The 17,338-nt window shown below is 39.1% G+C and carries 15 protein-coding genes and 7 tRNA genes; 20 read left to right on the top strand and 2 right to left on the bottom strand.

The window, feature by feature from the left end:
- The first annotated feature begins 89 nt into the window (after positions 1-89).
- The 15 genes from FBF75_RS16520 to licT all read left to right on the top strand — a co-directional run bounded on the left by FBF75_RS16520 (position 90) and on the right by licT (position 10,719).
- A complete protein-coding gene (locus FBF75_RS16520; protein ID WP_017358384.1) occupies positions 90-1,937 on the top strand; it encodes a sigma-54-dependent Fis family transcriptional regulator in 1,848 nt (615 codons plus the stop codon).
- A gap of 209 nt (positions 1,938-2,146) precedes the next feature.
- A tRNA-Asn gene (locus tag FBF75_RS16525) sits at positions 2,147-2,221 on the top strand.
- Between the two features lie 4 nt (positions 2,222-2,225).
- Positions 2,226-2,316, top strand: a tRNA-Ser gene (locus FBF75_RS16530).
- Positions 2,317-2,325: 9 nt separating this feature from the next.
- A tRNA-Glu gene (locus FBF75_RS16535) sits at positions 2,326-2,397 on the top strand.
- 21 nt (positions 2,398-2,418) lie between these two features.
- Positions 2,419-2,493 (top strand) — tRNA-Gln (locus FBF75_RS16540).
- A 30-nt stretch (positions 2,494-2,523) separates the two neighbouring features.
- A tRNA-Lys gene (locus tag FBF75_RS16545) sits at positions 2,524-2,599 on the top strand.
- A 7-nt stretch (positions 2,600-2,606) separates the two neighbouring features.
- A tRNA-Leu gene (locus FBF75_RS16550) sits at positions 2,607-2,689 on the top strand.
- 48 nt (positions 2,690-2,737) lie between these two features.
- Positions 2,738-2,821: transfer RNA gene (locus tag FBF75_RS16555), tRNA-Leu, on the top strand.
- Between the two features lie 157 nt (positions 2,822-2,978).
- Positions 2,979-3,773 carry an alpha/beta fold hydrolase gene (locus FBF75_RS16560; RefSeq protein ID WP_136944960.1) on the top strand — a complete coding sequence of 265 codons (795 nt, stop codon included), beginning with the start codon at positions 2,979-2,981 and terminating at the stop codon, positions 3,771-3,773.
- Between the two features lie 268 nt (positions 3,774-4,041).
- Positions 4,042-4,245 (top strand): cold-shock protein, encoded by a 204-nt coding sequence (locus FBF75_RS16565; protein WP_003214229.1) that lies wholly within the window; start codon positions 4,042-4,044, stop codon positions 4,243-4,245.
- 330 nt (positions 4,246-4,575) lie between these two features.
- Positions 4,576-6,180 carry an Ig-like domain-containing protein gene (locus tag FBF75_RS16570; RefSeq protein WP_017358463.1) on the top strand — a complete coding sequence of 535 codons (1,605 nt, stop codon included), beginning with the start codon at positions 4,576-4,578 and terminating at the stop codon, positions 6,178-6,180.
- A gap of 47 nt (positions 6,181-6,227) precedes the next feature.
- The gene (locus tag FBF75_RS16575) at positions 6,228-6,593 is read left to right on the top strand and encodes a hypothetical protein (RefSeq protein WP_080964893.1); all 366 of its coding nucleotides are present in this window, start codon (positions 6,228-6,230) and stop codon (positions 6,591-6,593) included.
- Between the two features lie 487 nt (positions 6,594-7,080).
- The gene (locus tag FBF75_RS16580; protein WP_136944961.1) at positions 7,081-8,925 is read left to right on the top strand and encodes a beta-glucoside-specific PTS transporter subunit IIABC; all 1,845 of its coding nucleotides are present in this window, start codon (positions 7,081-7,083) and stop codon (positions 8,923-8,925) included.
- A 65-nt stretch (positions 8,926-8,990) separates the two neighbouring features.
- Entirely contained in the window at positions 8,991-9,761 is a 771-nt protein-coding gene (locus tag FBF75_RS16585) for a carbohydrate deacetylase (RefSeq protein WP_017366671.1), read from the top strand.
- 112 nt (positions 9,762-9,873) lie between these two features.
- Positions 9,874-10,719: a BglG family transcription antiterminator LicT gene (licT, locus tag FBF75_RS16590; RefSeq protein ID WP_017358459.1), complete on the top strand. Its 846-nt coding sequence runs from the start codon at positions 9,874-9,876 to the stop codon at positions 10,717-10,719.
- A gap of 123 nt (positions 10,720-10,842) precedes the next feature.
- On the opposite strand, the gene FBF75_RS16595 is transcribed toward licT, so the two are convergent.
- Positions 10,843-11,892: an NAD(P)-dependent alcohol dehydrogenase gene (locus FBF75_RS16595; protein ID WP_035390355.1), complete on the bottom strand. Its 1,050-nt coding sequence runs from the start codon at positions 11,890-11,892 to the stop codon at positions 10,843-10,845.
- A gap of 223 nt (positions 11,893-12,115) precedes the next feature.
- Between FBF75_RS16595 and FBF75_RS16600 the strand changes: the two genes are divergently transcribed.
- Positions 12,116-12,517, top strand: a complete 402-nt coding sequence (locus tag FBF75_RS16600) for a MerR family transcriptional regulator (protein ID WP_017366673.1) — start codon at positions 12,116-12,118, stop codon at positions 12,515-12,517.
- Positions 12,518-12,559: 42 nt separating this feature from the next.
- On the opposite strand, the gene bglS is transcribed toward FBF75_RS16600, so the two are convergent.
- Entirely contained in the window at positions 12,560-13,291 is a 732-nt protein-coding gene (gene bglS / locus FBF75_RS16605) for a beta-glucanase (protein ID WP_039169887.1), read from the bottom strand.
- 259 nt (positions 13,292-13,550) lie between these two features.
- On the opposite strand from bglS, the gene FBF75_RS16610 reads away from it, so the two are divergent.
- The 4 genes from FBF75_RS16610 to FBF75_RS16625 all read left to right on the top strand — a co-directional run bounded on the left by FBF75_RS16610 (position 13,551) and on the right by FBF75_RS16625 (position 17,256).
- Positions 13,551-14,123 carry a TetR/AcrR family transcriptional regulator gene (locus FBF75_RS16610; RefSeq protein WP_057078413.1) on the top strand — a complete coding sequence of 191 codons (573 nt, stop codon included), beginning with the start codon at positions 13,551-13,553 and terminating at the stop codon, positions 14,121-14,123.
- A gap of 79 nt (positions 14,124-14,202) precedes the next feature.
- Complete coding sequence (locus FBF75_RS16615) at positions 14,203-15,642, top strand: DHA2 family efflux MFS transporter permease subunit (RefSeq protein WP_136944962.1); 1,440 nt, start codon at positions 14,203-14,205, stop codon at positions 15,640-15,642.
- A gap of 190 nt (positions 15,643-15,832) precedes the next feature.
- Complete coding sequence (locus FBF75_RS16620) at positions 15,833-16,726, top strand: alpha/beta hydrolase (protein WP_136944963.1); 894 nt, start codon at positions 15,833-15,835, stop codon at positions 16,724-16,726.
- A gap of 149 nt (positions 16,727-16,875) precedes the next feature.
- Complete coding sequence (locus tag FBF75_RS16625; protein ID WP_025206805.1) at positions 16,876-17,256, top strand: MmcQ/YjbR family DNA-binding protein; 381 nt, start codon at positions 16,876-16,878, stop codon at positions 17,254-17,256.
- Positions 17,257-17,338: the final 82 nt, after the last annotated feature.

Here is a 17,338-nt window from a genome sequence, read left to right on the forward strand (position 1 = left end):
CAATTGACTTCTTGGGTTAGCCAATTGTAATTGAAAGCGCTTTTATGTTTATCTATAATGAATAAAAAGCCCCCAGAGGAGAGGATGGAATGAATCCGACGCCTTGTTATTTAAATACGTGGAAACGTTTTGTTCGTGAAGGTTTGCTTGATCAGTCTCGTCTGAATAAGAGAGTGGCAGAATCATGGCACAGGTGTAAACAGGCAAATGTGAATCCGTATTTAGATAAAGGACAGTCGTTGTTAGAAAAGGAACGATTCAGTGCCCAAAAAAAGAAATATTCATTATTCCTAAATGCGGCTCTTCCTTACTTAAATAAAATCAATCAGCAATTAAAAGATTCTGATATGCTGGCCTTACTCATCGATGCAGATGGTTATGTGCTAAGTCTGACAGGAAGCGAAAGAACGATGGTGGAAGCCAGAAGAATTAATTTTATGGAGGGTTCACGCTGGACTGAAACAGATGTAGGGACAAATGCGATCGGAACGGCACTCGTCATCGGAGAAGCGGTGACGATCAACGGAACGGAGCATTTTTCTATCGCCTCTCATCATTGGAGTTGTTCAGCTGCTCCAATTCGCGATGCGGACGGTACGATCATAGGGGTGATTGATATCTCCTGTATGACGGATAACAAGCACCCTTTTATGCTTGGAATGGCTTCAACGGTTGCATATGCCATAGAGAGAGAAATTCAAGTCCAGCAAAAAAGGAGAGAGATGGAACTGATCACTCATTGTCTTCAGCAGGTGGAATCAGATGAACCGTATGTGGTCTGTAATGAAAAAAAGCAAATTGTGTCTGCCAGCAGGTCGATTAGAGATCGATTTTCAGACTGGCATGGAATGGATGTTGAGCGGCTTAAGGATCATCCATTTGTTATCCGGGGAAAGCAGATCATTCAATCAGAGCAAGACGGGAAGGTGCTAGGCATATCCCTTTCTCTTGAAGAAGTAGCGAAAAGCAGCATGACCGTTTCTTTTGCTCAATTTCCCGGGGAATCAGGAACAAGTAAGGTATTTCAACAGACGCTTAGTGAGATGAAGAGAGCGGCACAAACAGATGCTCATGTGTATATTTGGGGAGAAACAGGGACAGGGAAGGAACTCGCCGCTAGAGCCATTCACTCCGCCAGTGAAAGGCATAAAGGGCCGTTCATTGCTGTTAATTGCGGAGCCATTCCTGAAAGCTTGTTAGAAAGTGAGCTGTTTGGCTATGCTGAAGGTGCTTTTACAGGAGCAAAACGTCACGGAGCTAAAGGGAAATTTGAACAAGCCCATAAAGGAACACTCTTTCTAGATGAAATAGGCGAAATCCCATATGCGATGCAAGTAGCGCTTCTTAGGGTGATAGAAGAAAGGGCAGTCGTACCGCTCGGCGGGACACACGAAATCCCTTTGGATATTCGAATCATTACAGCGACTCACCGTAATATGAACGAACTGCTGAAGGAAGGAAAAATACGAGAAGACTTGTATTACCGTCTTCATGTCTATCCGATCAATATCCCGCCGCTTAGAGAAAGAAAAGAAGACATTCATGATTTGTATCGTTATTACCAAAAGAAGCATCACTGGAATGCAGCGTTTCCTGAATCATTTTTTCAGAAATTACAGGCGTATCATTGGCCAGGGAATATACGAGAGCTTTTTAACCTGTTTGAACATCTAAGGGTCCTCTTTCCGAAAGGTGGATGGATTGGTGAATCGCAATATGCTTCAGTATTAGAGACGATTGATCAGAAAAAACAGAAGCTGCATCCAGCGGAGCAACCCGAGACTTCAAAAGAACTCACATTCAGGGAACGCATTCAAAAGCAAACAGTGATAGACGCACTGCATAAAACAAAAGGTCATGTGTCAGAAGCAGCGAGGTTAGCAGGAGTGCCAAGAAGTACTTTTTATAAGTGGATGCGAAAGTTTCATCTGTCTTAATCTTATGAGGAAGGCTGCATCAAGGCCCTTGGTCTACGTGGAGGTCGGGGGCTTTCTGCCAAGTTAAACAAATGGCATGGAAAAAGGCTTGACTGTTATATTAGTATATGTTAAATTATAAAAGCCGTCGCAAATGAAGCAGGAATGAAACGTTTAAAAATTCTTGACACATTTTTCTGGCATAGATATAATGAAACATGTCTTATTATTCCGCAGTAGCTCAGTGGTAGAGCTATCGGCTGTTAACCGATCGGTCGTAGGTTCGAGTCCTACCTGCGGAGCCATAATGGAGAAGTACTCAAGTGGCTGAAGAGGCGCCCCTGCTAAGGGTGTAGGTCGCGCGAGCGGCGCGAGGGTTCAAATCCCTCCTTCTCCGCCATTATGATATGGCCCGTTGGTCAAGCGGTTAAGACACCGCCCTTTCACGGCGGTAACACGGGTTCGAATCCCGTACGGGTCATGTTTTGTTATTTTGATTCGTTGGGCTATAGCCAAGCGGTAAGGCAACGGACTTTGACTCCGTCATGCGTTGGTTCGAATCCAGCTAGCCCAGCCATTTTTTTATATGTTTTTCTGCATAGCAGATGAGCCATTAGCTCAGTTGGTAGAGCATCTGACTTTTAATCAGAGGGTCGAAGGTTCGAGTCCTTCATGGCTCACCATTGTCACGCGGGTGTGGCGGAATTGGCAGACGCGCTAGACTTAGGATCTAGTGTCTTTATGACGTGGGGGTTCAAGTCCCTTCACCCGCATTGTTTTTTCAAACAGTGCACTTATGAATATATGAGCACATCAAACACGCGGTCGTGGCGGAATGGCAGACGCGCTAGGTTGAGGGCCTAGTGGGTGAATAACCCGTGGAGGTTCAAGTCCTCTCGGCCGCATCTCAGAAACCAAAGGTTGTAGACCTTTGGTTTTTTATGTTTTCGAAGTGATAGAACCATTATCTATGGCAGTTTACGATAATATCAAGTTCTGTGAAACGAAGAATATTGCTCAAATTGTGATAAAATTTTGAAGGTTAGGAAAGGAGGAAAATACATGTCAATTTACCATAAAGTCATTGGAGAGGGATTTCCGATCGTGATATTGCATGGTTGGACACTTGACCATCAAGTGATGTTACATGCATTGGAACCGGTATTTGAAAAACAAAGCGGTTGGAAAAGAATATACATAGACTTACCGGGGATGGGACGTTCCAAGCCGCATCCATCTATTCAGAACTCAGATGATATGTTAGAAGCGGTATTGCGTCTTTTGGACGAGATGATCCCTGATGAACAGTTCATTGTTTGTGGTTATTCGTATGGAGGGTACATAGCTAGAGGTATTGTTCATTCACGCCGGGAAACCGTTCGTGGATTACTGCTTGTGGCCCCAATGACTATACCTGTATTCGATAAAAGAGTCGTGCCAGAGAAGACCGTTCTAAAAAGTGACAGTCACTTAATTTCACAACTGTCTTCAGAAGAGGCGGATGAATTTTGCTCCATGGCTGTTGTGCAAGAAAAGATGGAATGGGAAAGATTCCGCGATGAAATTTACCTTCCTTCTAAACAAACAAATCATGAATTCATCAACAATATTCTTCAAAATGGATATGGCTTTACTTTCGATATTCCTTCTGAATTTCAGTATCCTACGCTCATGATCACAGGACGTCAAGATCATGTCGTCGGATATCACGATGCGTGGCGGCTGATCGAAGACTATCCAAGGGCCACTTTTGCAGTGCTTGATATGGCTGGTCACAACCTGCAGATTGAACAACCCGATGTGTTTCATTCATTAGTCCATAACTGGTTAAATAGACTTGAGTCGGAAAATGTGTAGTATTTATCAATAAGAGTTTACTGGAGTGAGACGGAACTAGATTATTCTTTTTACCATCAATTCACCTCTCTTATTTGAGTCACTATGTCATGTGTGATAAGCTTTTAAATCAACAAATTGCAATTATTTCCGATTCATGCTATAATAAAAAGTAATTATTTTTGTTCGGCGTAAAGGATAGTATGAAGATTGACTTTTCGTCTTGAGGGTACTTTGGGCAAGGATAGTATAATACATTGTGTGGTAAACGCACGAGGAGGCAACAATCATGGAACAAGGTACAGTAAAATGGTTTAACGCAGAAAAAGGTTTTGGATTTATCGAACGTGAAGAAGGCGACGATGTATTCGTACATTTCTCAGCTATCCAAGGTGACGGATTCAAATCTTTAGACGAAGGTCAAAAAGTAACATTTGACGTAGAGCAAGGTTCTCGTGGAGCTCAAGCTGCTAACGTTCAAAAAACTGCTTAATCTTCCTTTTTCAAAACAGGTTCTCTACAGAGGGCCTGTTTTTTTTTTGCATGAAAAAACCCTACTTAGCGTACAAGTAGGGAGATGGTGCAAGGTATTCGTAAAAAATTTCATGCTTCAAAGGTTAGTGTATAGTATACCATACTAGATTGACAAAATGCGGAATTTCCATAAATTTATTAAATTTTCATTATAGGTGAACTGTTTATTCGTTTATTTATTATAAAATTAAAAACAAATCTTACTTATCAACCAAATAAAAGAATATTTTCCCTTTGTAAAATATGTTAAAATTTATTCAGTGAAAAAATTGGAAATGTGGTGGCAATAATGAAACGTATTTTGGTGTCTTTTGTTTTTATATTTATCTTTAGTTTTTCATATGTTTTATTAGCAAGTGCAGAAGATGTGAAAATGTCTTCTGGAGTCTCCGTAAACGGAGAATTGAAATCAAAGGATTCAATGAATCGTTACCAATTTACAACAAATAATGATGGGGAAATATATATAAGGCTTGAAAATGCATCTGCCTCTTTTAAAATCTCTCTCTCTGATGCAAAAGGAAATAGGATAGATGTTAATGAATCTTCATTTCATGGAGAATCCTTAGTACTAAATAATCAACTCAAAAAAGGAACATATTTTATTGAAGTGATGCCTAGCGAATGGAAAGGAATAACTAGAGGTACTTATCAACTGAAAGTAACCTATCCAGGTGCAATTAAGCGTAATTTAACCACTTTCGAACCAAATGATACTTTTGAAACAAGCATGAAGGCATCTAACGGTATTTATTATAAATCAACGATTGACAGTGATATTGATAAGGATGTTTATCAGTTTTCTTCAAATAAAGATGGTGAGTTGTATCTCACATTAGACCAAGAAACATCGAAATTAAAAGTCACTGTTTATAATGAAAATAGAAATGAAATCGTATCTGACTATACATGGAATGCTGGGGAGAATATTGTTATCCATGAAAATATAAAAAAAGGAAAATATTATGTCGAAATTAAACCACAAACATACAATTGGAGCGGGGTTTCAAATGCGAAGTACCGTCTTAAAGTAACGTATCCAGGGCCTTTTAAAAGAGATTTAAAAACTTACGAACCAAATGACACATTTGAAACAGCATATCCACTTATCTCTAATCAATATTATAAATTAAAGCACGAATCGGATTTAGATAGAGATGTATATCAATTTTCCACAGTGAAAGATGGAAAAGTAAAGATTAATCTAGATAAAGTAACGGAAGGTGCAACCGTCGCCTTATACGACAAGAATGGTAATGAAATAACGAAGGAGTATTCCCCTTATATTTTTGGAGTAGAGCCAATTATCGATTTAAATTTAAAAAAAGACAAATACTATATTGTTGTTGAGCCTAGAAGTTGGGATGGTGTATCTAGTCAAACATATCGTTTGAAAGTCTCTTATTCAGACAAAACACCAAGTATAAAGACAATCACTGATCAATCAACAAATATTTCAGGCCAAGCAGAAACTAATGCAAAAGTTTATGCTTATGTCGATAAGAAAAAATTGGGTTCAACAAAAGCTAGCAAAGGTAAATATTTAATTAAAATTCCTAAACAAAAAGCAGGAACTTTAATCACGGTGTATTTAGTGGATGCCAATGGAGTAAGAAGCGGTAGCAAATCTGTAAAAGTCTTAGATAGAACTCCACCAGCAGTGCCAGCTGTTAATAAAGTCACAAAAAAATCAACATTTATAACAGGTAAAGGCGAAAAATATGCGACAGTTCATGTTTATCAAAAAAGCAAAAAATTAGGAACAGCGAAAGTTAATAAAAGTGGACAATTTAAAGTGAGAATAAAAAAACAAAAGAAGAACACAGTCTTATCAATTTATTTAAAGGATGCTGCAGGAAATAGAAGTAAATCTAAGGTAATTAAAGTTTACTAGTAAGAGGATTTAATAGGAGAAGATCTTTTAAACAAAGGAGTATCACCATGTTAAGGAGATTTTTATTTATCTTTTCAACGTTGCTTATGGCAATTTTAGTGTTATTTACGGCATCAAAGAATTCACCAGGAAAGAATACAGTTTCATTAGATGAACCTATTCCGTTTATTTTGTCAGCAGCAATGATCATCTTTTTCTTTATTCCTCCTTTAGTGATGTCGTTTTTTGACCAAATTGTGGTCAGGGTGATCTCTGGAATTTACCAATGCTTCATTTTAATGGTTTTTATTGGATTGATGCCTATAAGTTTTCTTATTCCTAATGGAGGCTTGACATTCCTTGAATCAATATTAGGCTGTGTTATGAGCTTACTCAGCATAATTTTTACACTTTTAAGTAGAAAAAATAATTAATCAACATGAAATAACTTTAAGTATCGTGAAGGTGAAATGCTTATTGGGAATAGGGATGATCTAAAATGATTCCCTATTCCATCTTATTATCTAATATAAATCTAGTAGTCATAAAATTTATATTGTATTTCTTCAAAAAATACTCTATATTAAATGTGTAAGCAGTTTCATAATAGGATTGTGACCGTTAAGGGCGATACCTAAATTGATACGTGTACAATAATGTTTGTTATTGTATTGGTTTCAGTTTAGGTTTTTTTATACCTTTTTTCAGCAAATCTTCATGACAATGACATATATGAAAAGGGATTGTGACTGTTCGGCAGGCGAAACCTGAATTGATGTGAGTTAATTGCGTTGCGATGCAATTAACCGGCCTCAATTCAGGTTTTTTTATTTCAACATAGAAAGATAACATGTTTATTGTTTTGAAGGGGGGAACTCGTAAAAAAGTTTGGTTTAAACTATTTTTCTGGAGGCGATGAAAGTGGATAAAGTGACGTTAGCAAAAGATATTTTAAAATTGGTGGGTGGCAGTGAGAATGTTCAAGGTGTCACTCATTGTGCAACAAGGCTGCGCTTTAGGGTGAGCCAAAGTGATAAAGTGAAAAAAGGTGAACTGGAGCAACATCCAGACATTTTAAAGGTAGTTGAAAGTAGCGGGCAATTGCAAGTGGTCATTGGAAGTCATGTATCTGATGTCTATCAAGAAATTGAACGTCAAGGGCAATTTAATGATGACCATTCCGTCGGGAAATCAGAGCAAAAACAAACCATTTTATCAAAAGTGTTTGCTTTAATCTCAGGCAGTTTAACGCCATTAATTCCTGCTTTTGCAGGGGCTGGTTTGATGAAAGCACTGTTAATCGTTTTAGAAAATCTCCATATATTAACGCCAGAAAGTGGTACGTACGCCGTTCTTGCGGCAGCTGGTAATGCAGTATTTTATTTCTTACCCATTTTATTAGGAGTCACGATTGCTAGAGTATTAGGTGCAAACCCATATGTAGCAGGTGCTATTGGTGCAGCACTGCTAGAGCCTAACTTCACTGCTCTGCGTGAGGCAGGGAACGTTGTCTCCTTCATAGGAATCCCAGTTCCTTTACTGGATTATGCATCATCAATATTTCCTATATTTATTGCCGTCAGTCTATTTGCATTCATTGAAAGAAATTTAAAGAAAGTCATTCACAAAAATATTCAAATATTTGCTGTTCCGTTTTTATCTATCTTGATCACTGTACCTTTAACAACCATGCTCGTTGGACCATTTGGTGTTTATTTAGGGACATGGTTAGGCGACTTGGTCAATTATTTGATCAATAGCAGTCATATTGTATCGGGTATTATCATTGGAGGGTCTTGGTCTTTCTTAGTTTTGTTTGGACTGCACTGGGCAATGGTGCCTATCATTTTAGAAAATCTTAAAAGTGGATCTGATTTAATTGTGCCATTGGCAGCAGCATCTGTTGCAGCACAAATGGGGATTGCTTTAGGGGTCTTCTTGAAAACAAAAGACAAAGATATGAAAGCCTTAAGTGGTTCGACATTTCTATCAGCTATTTTATCTGGAATTACGGAACCTATTTTATATGGGATTATCCTTCGACATAGAAAAACAATGATCTATATGGTTGTAGCAGGAGCCATTGGAGGAGCGCTGATTGCGATCTTTAACGTGAAATTAGTTGTCTTTAATTTCTTCCTTAACGTATTTACGTTCCCGGCTCAAAGTCCGATGATTCTCTATATCCTAGGTATTGTGATAACGATTGTTATTGCAGCAGTTCTTCCCATCATATTTGGATATGAATTGAAGCATCAACAGAAAAAAGAAGACAACGCTACGAATAAAGAGCTTGAAACAAAAGAGTCAATCATGAGCCCTCTCTCTGGACAAGTGAGAGCACTTCAACAAGTGGATGATGTTGTTTTTTCTTCAGAAGCGATGGGGAAAGGAATTGCGATAGAACCGAGCCAAGGGGAAGTCGTTGCCCCTGTAGATGGCGTCATATCAGTTACAATGGAAAGTGGACATGCAGTTGGCATGATTTCTAAAAAGGGAGCCGAAATATTAATCCATGTAGGAATAGATACGGTGAAACTGGATGGAAAGTATTTCACTTGTTTGGTGAATCAAGGGGATGATGTGAAACAAGGCCAGCCTCTCATCAAATTTGAATTAGATAAAATCATTGAAGCTGGTTTTCAGACGACAACACCAATTGTCATCACAAATTCCGACCAATATGAGCACATAGATGCGGTTGTTCCAGTTGAAGAGCAAATTCAAAAGAACGAAGATTTACTGAATCTAAAGAAAAAATCTTAATATGAACACCAGGTATTCTTTACCTGGTGTTTGTCTCTAAATATCAGGAAAAGGAGTGTGCTTCCGTGAGGTTAATTATCAATGCAGATGACTTTGGTTTAACAGAGTCAGTGAGTAAAGGCATTTTGAAAGGGATGCAAGAAGGGATCATTACAGATACCACGATGTTGACGAATACAAGACATTTTGATCGATCTATAGAATTAGCAAAAGAAGCAGGAATTGAAGCAATGGGAGTCCACTTAAACCTTACATTATTGAAACCTATACTTGAAAGTGGGAAGGTTCAGTCGATTGTAGATGGCAAAGGGAATTTCTATCGAAAGCCATCATTGATTCCAAGTACGTTTCATAAAGGAGAAGTCCGTGCAGAGCTCAGAGCCCAAATCGAAAAGTTCCTTTCTTCGGGATTAACACTGACACATATTGACACACATCATGGTTTTAGTGTTATGCATGCAGAGATGTTTCAGATCATCCTTGAATTGGCCAAAGAATATCGTGTTCCTATGAGAAAAGATGATGTTTTAACGGATGATCCTTTCATTAAATCTCAATTAGCCGAATCGGGTGTGAAAACGACAGATGTATTATGCGCAGATTTCTCAGTTCCCATTATGCAGGAATCTGTCCTCATCAATACGATAGCAAAATATAAACAGACAAACGCAACGATTGAAATACCGTGCCATCCTGGATTTGTTGATGATGAGTTGCGAACAATTTCTTCATTAAATGATGAGCGAGAAGAGGATCTACAGTTATTGTTAAAGCAGGAGTGGTTAGGTTACATGAAAGAACAAGGCATCGAACTGATCTCATTTAGTCAGCTTTAACATTTTAAAATGATAAAAGTATTTTTTTAATAAAGTATGATAGATTAAAATGAGAACGTTAAATTTTCTCTGGATTTTCTTCTTTAGGATTGTAGGAAAGTGGGTGATCTAAATGAAAATCAAAAAAATCTTTAATAACAATGTCATCTTATTAAGTGATGAGATGGATCATGAAATGATTGTGATGGGGAAAGGGATCGGTTTTAATAAGCATAACAGTGAAGAGGTAGACTTTTCGAAAGTGGATAAAAAGTTTGTCATTGACAAAGGTCAAACCAACAAGCTGACTGAACTCATTGAACATATTAACATCGAATATTTAGAACTAACAAAAGACATGATTGAATATGCTGAAAATAAATTAGCCGTAAGTTTCAACCAAAATATTTACCTAACCTTGACGGACCATATTAGTTTTGCCATAACACGATATCAAGAAGGCATCGATATCAGAAACCCGCTTTTATGGGAAATTCAAAAATTTCATAAAGAGGAATATCATGTGGCTTTAGAGGCACTAAAAATCGTTGAAGAGCGGCTTCAAATTGCACTGCCAACTGAAGAAGCTGCGTCCATTGCGCTTCATTTTGTAAATGCTCAACAGAGCGGGAGTGATATGAAGCAAACCATTGAAGTGACCAAGATTGTGAATGATCTAATCAATATTGTGAAATACCACTATGGCATTAAACTAGACGAAAATTCAATAAATTATAGTAGGTTTATGACACATTTAAGATATTTTGCCTATCGAATTCTCTCTAAAGAGGGAATACCGGATGAAAATGATTCTCTTTTTGAACAAATAAAAAATCGTTATCCAAAAGCATATAGCTGTGCACAAAAAATGGTCACATACCTAGAGAAAAATGATAGGATCACTCCTACCGATGAAGAGCTTGTCTATTTAATCATTCATATACATCGAGTAACCAATAGGAGTACAAATCGTTCATAATATGCTTTTTCGCAAAATATAAACCGATCTTTTGAGCTACTATTCATATAGTAGCCTTTTTTATTTTGATTGAAACAACAAAAGACCAGCCAAACTGGCTAGTCTTTGAACATGATTTTTTGATCATAATGTCGAAATATCAATCACAAACCGATAACGCACATCACTATTGAGCACACGTTCATACGCTTCATCGACTTGTTTTGCGTTGATCACTTCAATCTGTGGTGCGATATTGTGAGCAGCTGCGAAATCGAGCATTTCTTGTGTTTCTTGGATGCCGCCAACGAGTGAGCCGGCGATGCTGCGACGCCCCGTAATTAATGAAAACACATGGAAGTTGTCTGGCTTTGGTGGTGCACCGACGTTCACTAATGTTCCGTCAACACGAAGTAAGGACAAATAGGCATCCACGTTGATATTGGCAGAGACGGTATTGAGAATGAGATCATATTGACCGGCTAGTGTCTTAAACGTATCAGGGTCACTTGTAGCAAAATAGTCTTTTGCACCAAATGACAGGGCCTCTTCTTTTTTATTCAAAGAGCGGCTTAATACAGTCACTTCAGCGCCAAGTGCGCGTGCAAATTGAATGGCGACATGACCTAGACCGCCCATTCCGACAATCGCCACTTTTTTGCCAGGCCCAGCCTTCCAGTGTTTTAACGGAGAATACGTTGTGATGCCGGCACAGAGAAGAGGGCTGGCGACATCGAGGGAGAGCTGGTCAGGAATATTGACAACAAATCGTTCTGTCACAACAATTTTCTGACTGTAGCCGCCGTAAGTTGGTTCTCCATCATAATCGAGGTTATTATAAGTTTGAACGACTCCTTTCTTGCAATATTGCTCATCTCCATTTTGGCAATATTCACATGTACCGCAAGAATCGACAAAACAACCGACGCCTACACGATCACCAATGTTGAATTTCGTGACAGCATCCCCTACAGCTGAAACAACTCCAGTAATCTCATGACCCGGAACCATTGGGAAAATACCGCCGCCCCATTCATCAAAGGCACTGTGGATATCTGAATGACAGATCCCGCTAAACTGAATATCAATTAAAATATCATGTGGACGAAGTGCTCTTCGTTCAATGGTTGTCCGTTCAAAGTTTGCTTTTGCATGGGAAACACTTAAAACGTTTGATTGGTGCGTCTGACACATTCTGGATCATCCTTTCAAAAGTAAGATTCGGTCCTTCCTCTATACTGTACGTCTTAAAGTGAACTTTAAGTCAACATAGAACCTTCTGATCGCCTGAATTCAGGCTTTAGTATCAGCCTTGAATCAAGATTTGAGCCAAAAGTATCTTGTCTTCTCGATTAAAAAGGAGATGATGGGAAAAGGGAGATCGTCAAGTAAGAGAAAGAAGAGAAGGGTGAAAACAATGAAAATAGCACAAGCTGCCAAGCAGCTCGATTTATCTACTGCTACGCTCAGGTATTATGAGAATATAGGTTTAATTAGACCGATCAGGCGTGATGAAAATGGTGTTCGTGATTATACTGAAGAAGATATTCAGTGGATAGAATTTATTAAATGTATGAGAAATGCGGGTCTGTCAATTGATGCTCTTAGAGAATATACGGCTTTATTTATCGAGGGAGAGGATCGTACATTGTCCTCAAGGAAGCGTATTTTGGTCAATGAGAGAGAAAGACTCGTAGACAAACAAAAGGAAATCGAAGAAACGATTAAACGGTTAGATTACAAGATTGAAAGTTATGAAGATATTATCCACAGTTATGAACAAAAACTAGTTCATCAATTAAAAACGAGCTCTATTTAAATGAAGAAAAACCTGTGACTTGTCACAGGTTTTGTGATGTGGTTATCTTTTTGTGTAACGTACCCAATTGTAATGAGCGTAAAGTGGAGTAACACCGTTGTAGGAGCCGAGCCATTCATCGACACCTGCACCATTCCATAAGTTCATCATAATCTTTCCTGGAGTTTGAGGGATTTGAGTAGTAGCCGTATGTTTTAATTGACCGTCCACATACCATTTAATCGAGTTAGGCTGCCAGTCGAACGCATATGTGTGATAAGAGTTTGCTGCATCAAAACCAAGGTTGACGATTTTTTCATGATTTCCGACACCATTGGTATAATAGTTAAACTGAACTTTTGTCGTATCTTTTCCTAGAAATTCGATGTCAATCTCATCCCAAGGCGTACCATCAGTCGGTCCCGTATAAGTAAAGAACGAAGATACGATCCCAACATTTTTGGCTGGTTTCATGCTGACTTCATAAAGTCCATAGCCATATGTTTGAACGGAGCGGTTTTCCCCACAGTCAAACTTATTATACGAAGGACTAGTGAGCGATAATCGCATTTCCCCTAACGACGTCATGGAGACATTGTTTGCGCGCCACGTACAGTTAAACATATTTCCGTTCGAGTACCCATCGGCTTTTTGCCATAACCCGGTATTATAGTTGTTGAACGGCTCATAAAACGACCCGCCCGTTTGTGCCGAGGCACTTGCAGCAAATGTGGACAAACTTAAGAATAATCCAGTGACAAGCAGCATCAACATTCGTTTTACACGGTAAGACATGTAGGCATTCCCCTCTCTTTTTTTGAAAGCGTTTTCTTTTTGATCATACATGATTCTCTCAAAATGGAAAATCGGTCTAAATAATGATAAACAGTTTGTTTTTTTAATAGAATGAAAAGAAAATTGATAGGTAAAAAATAATGATTGACAAAGCGGACAGTTGTCCGTAAGATAATACCGGTACAATTGTCCTAATGAAAATGAAAGAAATTTGATTTACACATAGAGATATATGCAAGGTGGATGAAGGTGAAGCATCATGGAAAAGGATATTGGAAAGGAAATTGAAGAGGTCGCTTTCTCTTTGTTTCAAGAGTTTGGTGTAGAGAATGTCAGTATGCATAAAATTGCTAAAACAGCTGGTGTTGGTCAAGGAACCCTTTACCGCCGCTATGCAAATAAAAGTGATTTGTGTCTCTCTATTCTTGGTGAGAGATTTGAACAGCTGATCCCTGCTTTGCATCTTTACTTAAATAAAATCAGTGATCAGCCGGTTCAAGATCGTTTGCAATATGTTCTCGAGGAGATCCATCTCATCGTTGGTCATCACTTAGACTGGATCCGGATGCTGACGATCTCTGGAAATTTAGAGCAGACAAGTAAAGTATATGATTGTCATTACAGTCAATCACTCAAACAAATCATTCGTGATTTGCTCGAGGAAGCGAAAGTAAAAGGAGAAGCGAACATACAAGACATTGAGTTGACGACATTATGTATGTCCTCTCCAATGACGCCTGAACTCATGTTTTATATTCATGAATCCGGCTACTCAATTGAAAAAATTGCACAATTCGCTGCGGAAAGACAGGTTTTGTCTGTCTTTTCCTAGACATTGAAGTGGCTCATTTCTGTCCAGCCTAACTACTTATGGTTTATCAAAATTGAAAAAGAAAAGGAGCCAACTTAATATGAACAAACAGCAAACAGCAGCTTCCGACATTCGAACGCTGCCCATTATTATTTCATTTATCACAGCTGGATTTATTGGACTGTTTAGTGAAACGGCACTCAACATGGCGCTGAGAAGTTTAACATTAGATTTTGGTATTGAAGCAACGACTGCTCAGTGGCTTACAACCGGCTATTTATTAACACTAGGGATTCTTGTTCCAATTTCAGGCCTCATTCTTCAATGGTTTACAACAAGACAGCTTTTCATCACCTCACTGGTCTTTTCGATCATCGGTACATTTATTGCGGCGGTTGCGCCGGTCTTTAGTATTTTAATGGTAGCACGTGTCGTGCAGGCAGTCGGCACAGCATTGCTTCTGCCATTGATGTTTAATACGATTTTGGTCATCATTCCACCTCATAAACGAGGCAGATCAATGGGGATTATTGGTCTTGTGATCATGTTTGCACCAGCTGTCGGCCCGACCGTCTCTGGTCTTATTCTGAAATCGTTGACGTGGCATTGGATTTTCTGGATTTCACTTCCTTTATTAATTGCTGCACTCGTATTTGGTTATATCTTTATGCAAAATATTACAGAACCAACAAAACCGAAAATCGACATCTTATCGATTGTTCTTTCAACCATTGGTTTCGGTGGAATTGTGTATGGCTTTAGCAGTGCTGGTGAAGGCGGCGGCTGGAGCAGTATGCATGTGATTGTGGCGATTGTTGTAGGTGTCATTGGCATTCTTGTGTTCTCCCTAAGACAGTTAAACATGAAAGAACCGATGTTGAATTTAAGCCCATTTAAATATCCAATGTTTGTGATCGGGTTACTTCTGATCTTAGTGTGTATGATGGTGATGCTGTCTGCTATGATGATTTTGCCATTATATCTGCAAACGTCCTTGGCACTCTCTACATTTACAGCAGGTTTAATGCTATTACCAGGTGGAATTATCAATGGACTGCTATCGCCAATCATGGGTGGGCTTTTTGATAAATTTGGGCCGAAGTGGCTTGTCATCCCAGGTCTTGTCATCGTTGCAGCGACCATGTTTGGCTTCACGAACTTAAGTGTGAATACGTCCATCGGTTATATCGTGACGCTTCATATTACGTTAATGATAGGAATTGCGATGATCATGATGCCTGCCCAAACAAATGGATTGAATCAGCTGCCGCCAGAGCTATATCCGCACGGTACAGCGATTATGAATACATTGCAGCAAGTATCAGGAGCGATTGGGACTGCAGTTGGTATCTCGATCCTTTCATCAGGAGCTCGCAGCTTTATGGAAAATGTGGCTGATCCCGCAAATCCAGTCAATCAGCTGCTCGCCTTTACAAATGGCGTCCAGCATGCCTTTATCTTTGCTGTCATTATGACAGTGATTGGCTTGGTGATTGCTTTCTTTATTAAACGAGTGAAAGTCGAACAACAAGTATCATAATATATGAAAAGCACTGAGGACTTAGCGCCGCAGTGCTTTTTTTATTTATTCATAGGGGTGAATGCTTGTTTCAAAGGAGCTAAAAATGGGGAGATAGATAAAAAGCAACGACTCTCTGACGACATTGAAGGAAAAGGCGAAATTCGTAACGAATGGATAGAGATAAAAGAATAAGATAGGAGCTGAGATCATGAACTTAGACGAACAAATCAAAATGGCTGAGTCATTACGCCAACCACCTGAAGATTCATTAGCTGGTCAATCAGAACTAAAGCCAGTCCACCCTCCTGAAGTGAACAAAATGGAATATGATATCCCAACGGGTGCTGGTGAAACAAAGGTGTGGGTATTTAAACCTGTGAAAACATTGAAACAACCCCTACCTGTTTTCGTGAATTTGCATGGGGGCGGTTTTATCCTTGGAAGTGCTGAAATGGATAATCATTGGTGTCCGGTCATAGCAGATCGTGCGGAGTGTATCGTCGTCAATGTGGAGTATCAGCTGGCACCGGAGCACCCTTTCCCGGCCGCTCTTCATGAATGCTACGATGTGCTGAAATGGTTATATGAACATCCTGAAGAACTACAAATAGACCCAAATCGATTAGCCATTGGTGGACATAGTGCAGGTGGGAATTTGGCAACAGCGGTTTGTTTGCTTGATATCCAAAAAGGGAACAAACTTCCGATTGTCTATCAAGTGCTTGACTATCCCCCACTTGATTTAGCTACTGATCCAGCACAAAAGCCAGCGTTTGAAGAAGCAATTCCAGTTGAAATGGCGAGACTGTTTAATGCCTTCTACCTGCAAGGTCAAGATCCGCACAATCCGCTTGTTTCTCCGGTCTTTGCAGAGAGAGAAGTGTTAGCACAAATGCCCCCAGCTCTTGTTATCACAGCTGAGAAGGATTCACTAGCTGAAGAAGCTGAGCATTATGCGGACAAGTTAAAAGAAGCAGGGGTAGATGTCACATACAAACAATTTAAAGGAGTCCCTCATGCGTTCACTCATGCCGGAGACTTAGAGATAGCTGAAGAGGCTTGGCATCTGATGAGCGATCAGCTTAAGAAGGCGTTTGAATAAGAAATATTCGGATATCAGTAAAAAGCACAGACTTTTTTTCTGTGCTTTTTTTGTGTTCTTGCTGACGTCTTGAAAAGAAGTGTAGATACAACAATCGCAGTAGTCGATATAATAGTAAGATAGAAGACATCTAAAAAGGAGCTAATAGAATGAAAAAAGAGACACTACAGGCATTTTGTCTTTCTTTACAAGGAGCAACCCACGACTATCAACCTGAGTGGCAGGCAGATCGTTATCATATAGGTGGAAAGATGTTTGCCATGATGGGGGGAGACGTCGATCGCAAGCCAGTCATCACTTTAAAATGTGATCCGCAACGTGCTGAAGAATTAAGAGAAATGCATGAAGGAATTATTCCCGGCTATTACATGAATAAGACGCATTGGAATTCTATTTATCTTGATGCAGATATTCCATCTTCATTTGTCGAAGAGCTAATTGAACATTCCTATCAACTGGTTTTTCACAAATTAACAAAAAAAGCTCAGCAGGCTATCCTCCAACATGATTCAAAAGAAACTAAAAGCTGAACGTTCAGTTGTTCATGTCTCTTTGAATCTCTTCAAAATTGACTAGAGTCACATGCTCTCGCTATACTTTAAACAACTGGAA

This window comes from Bacillus sp. S2(2019), from assembly GCF_005144805.1.
Classification (GTDB): domain Bacteria; phylum Bacillota; class Bacilli; order Bacillales; family Bacillaceae; genus Bacillus; species Bacillus altitudinis.

Bases quoted from the DNA above. Each gene is read 5' to 3' on its own strand.
- FBF75_RS16620 (WP_136944963.1), top strand. From the start codon at position 15,833: ATGAACTTAGACGAACAAATCAAAATGGCTGAGTCATTACGCCAACCA.
- FBF75_RS16570 (WP_017358463.1), top strand. From the start codon at position 4,576: ATGAAACGTATTTTGGTGTCTTTTGTTTTTATATTTATCTTTAGTTTT.
- FBF75_RS16600 (WP_017366673.1), top strand. From the start codon at position 12,116: ATGAAAATAGCACAAGCTGCCAAGCAGCTCGATTTATCTACTGCTACG.
- FBF75_RS16595 (WP_035390355.1), bottom strand. From the start codon at position 11,892: ATGTGTCAGACGCACCAATCAAACGTTTTAAGTGTTTCCCATGCAAAA.
- FBF75_RS16625 (WP_025206805.1), top strand. From the start codon at position 16,876: ATGAAAAAAGAGACACTACAGGCATTTTGTCTTTCTTTACAAGGAGCA.
- bglS (WP_039169887.1), bottom strand. From the start codon at position 13,291: ATGTCTTACCGTGTAAAACGAATGTTGATGCTGCTTGTCACTGGATTA.
- FBF75_RS16520 (WP_017358384.1), top strand. From the start codon at position 90: ATGAATCCGACGCCTTGTTATTTAAATACGTGGAAACGTTTTGTTCGT.
- FBF75_RS16610 (WP_057078413.1), top strand. From the start codon at position 13,551: ATGGAAAAGGATATTGGAAAGGAAATTGAAGAGGTCGCTTTCTCTTTG.
- FBF75_RS16560 (WP_136944960.1), top strand. From the start codon at position 2,979: ATGTCAATTTACCATAAAGTCATTGGAGAGGGATTTCCGATCGTGATA.
- FBF75_RS16565 (WP_003214229.1), top strand. From the start codon at position 4,042: ATGGAACAAGGTACAGTAAAATGGTTTAACGCAGAAAAAGGTTTTGGA.
- FBF75_RS16575 (WP_080964893.1), top strand. From the start codon at position 6,228: ATGTTAAGGAGATTTTTATTTATCTTTTCAACGTTGCTTATGGCAATT.
- FBF75_RS16615 (WP_136944962.1), top strand. From the start codon at position 14,203: ATGAACAAACAGCAAACAGCAGCTTCCGACATTCGAACGCTGCCCATT.
- licT (WP_017358459.1), top strand. From the start codon at position 9,874: ATGAAAATCAAAAAAATCTTTAATAACAATGTCATCTTATTAAGTGAT.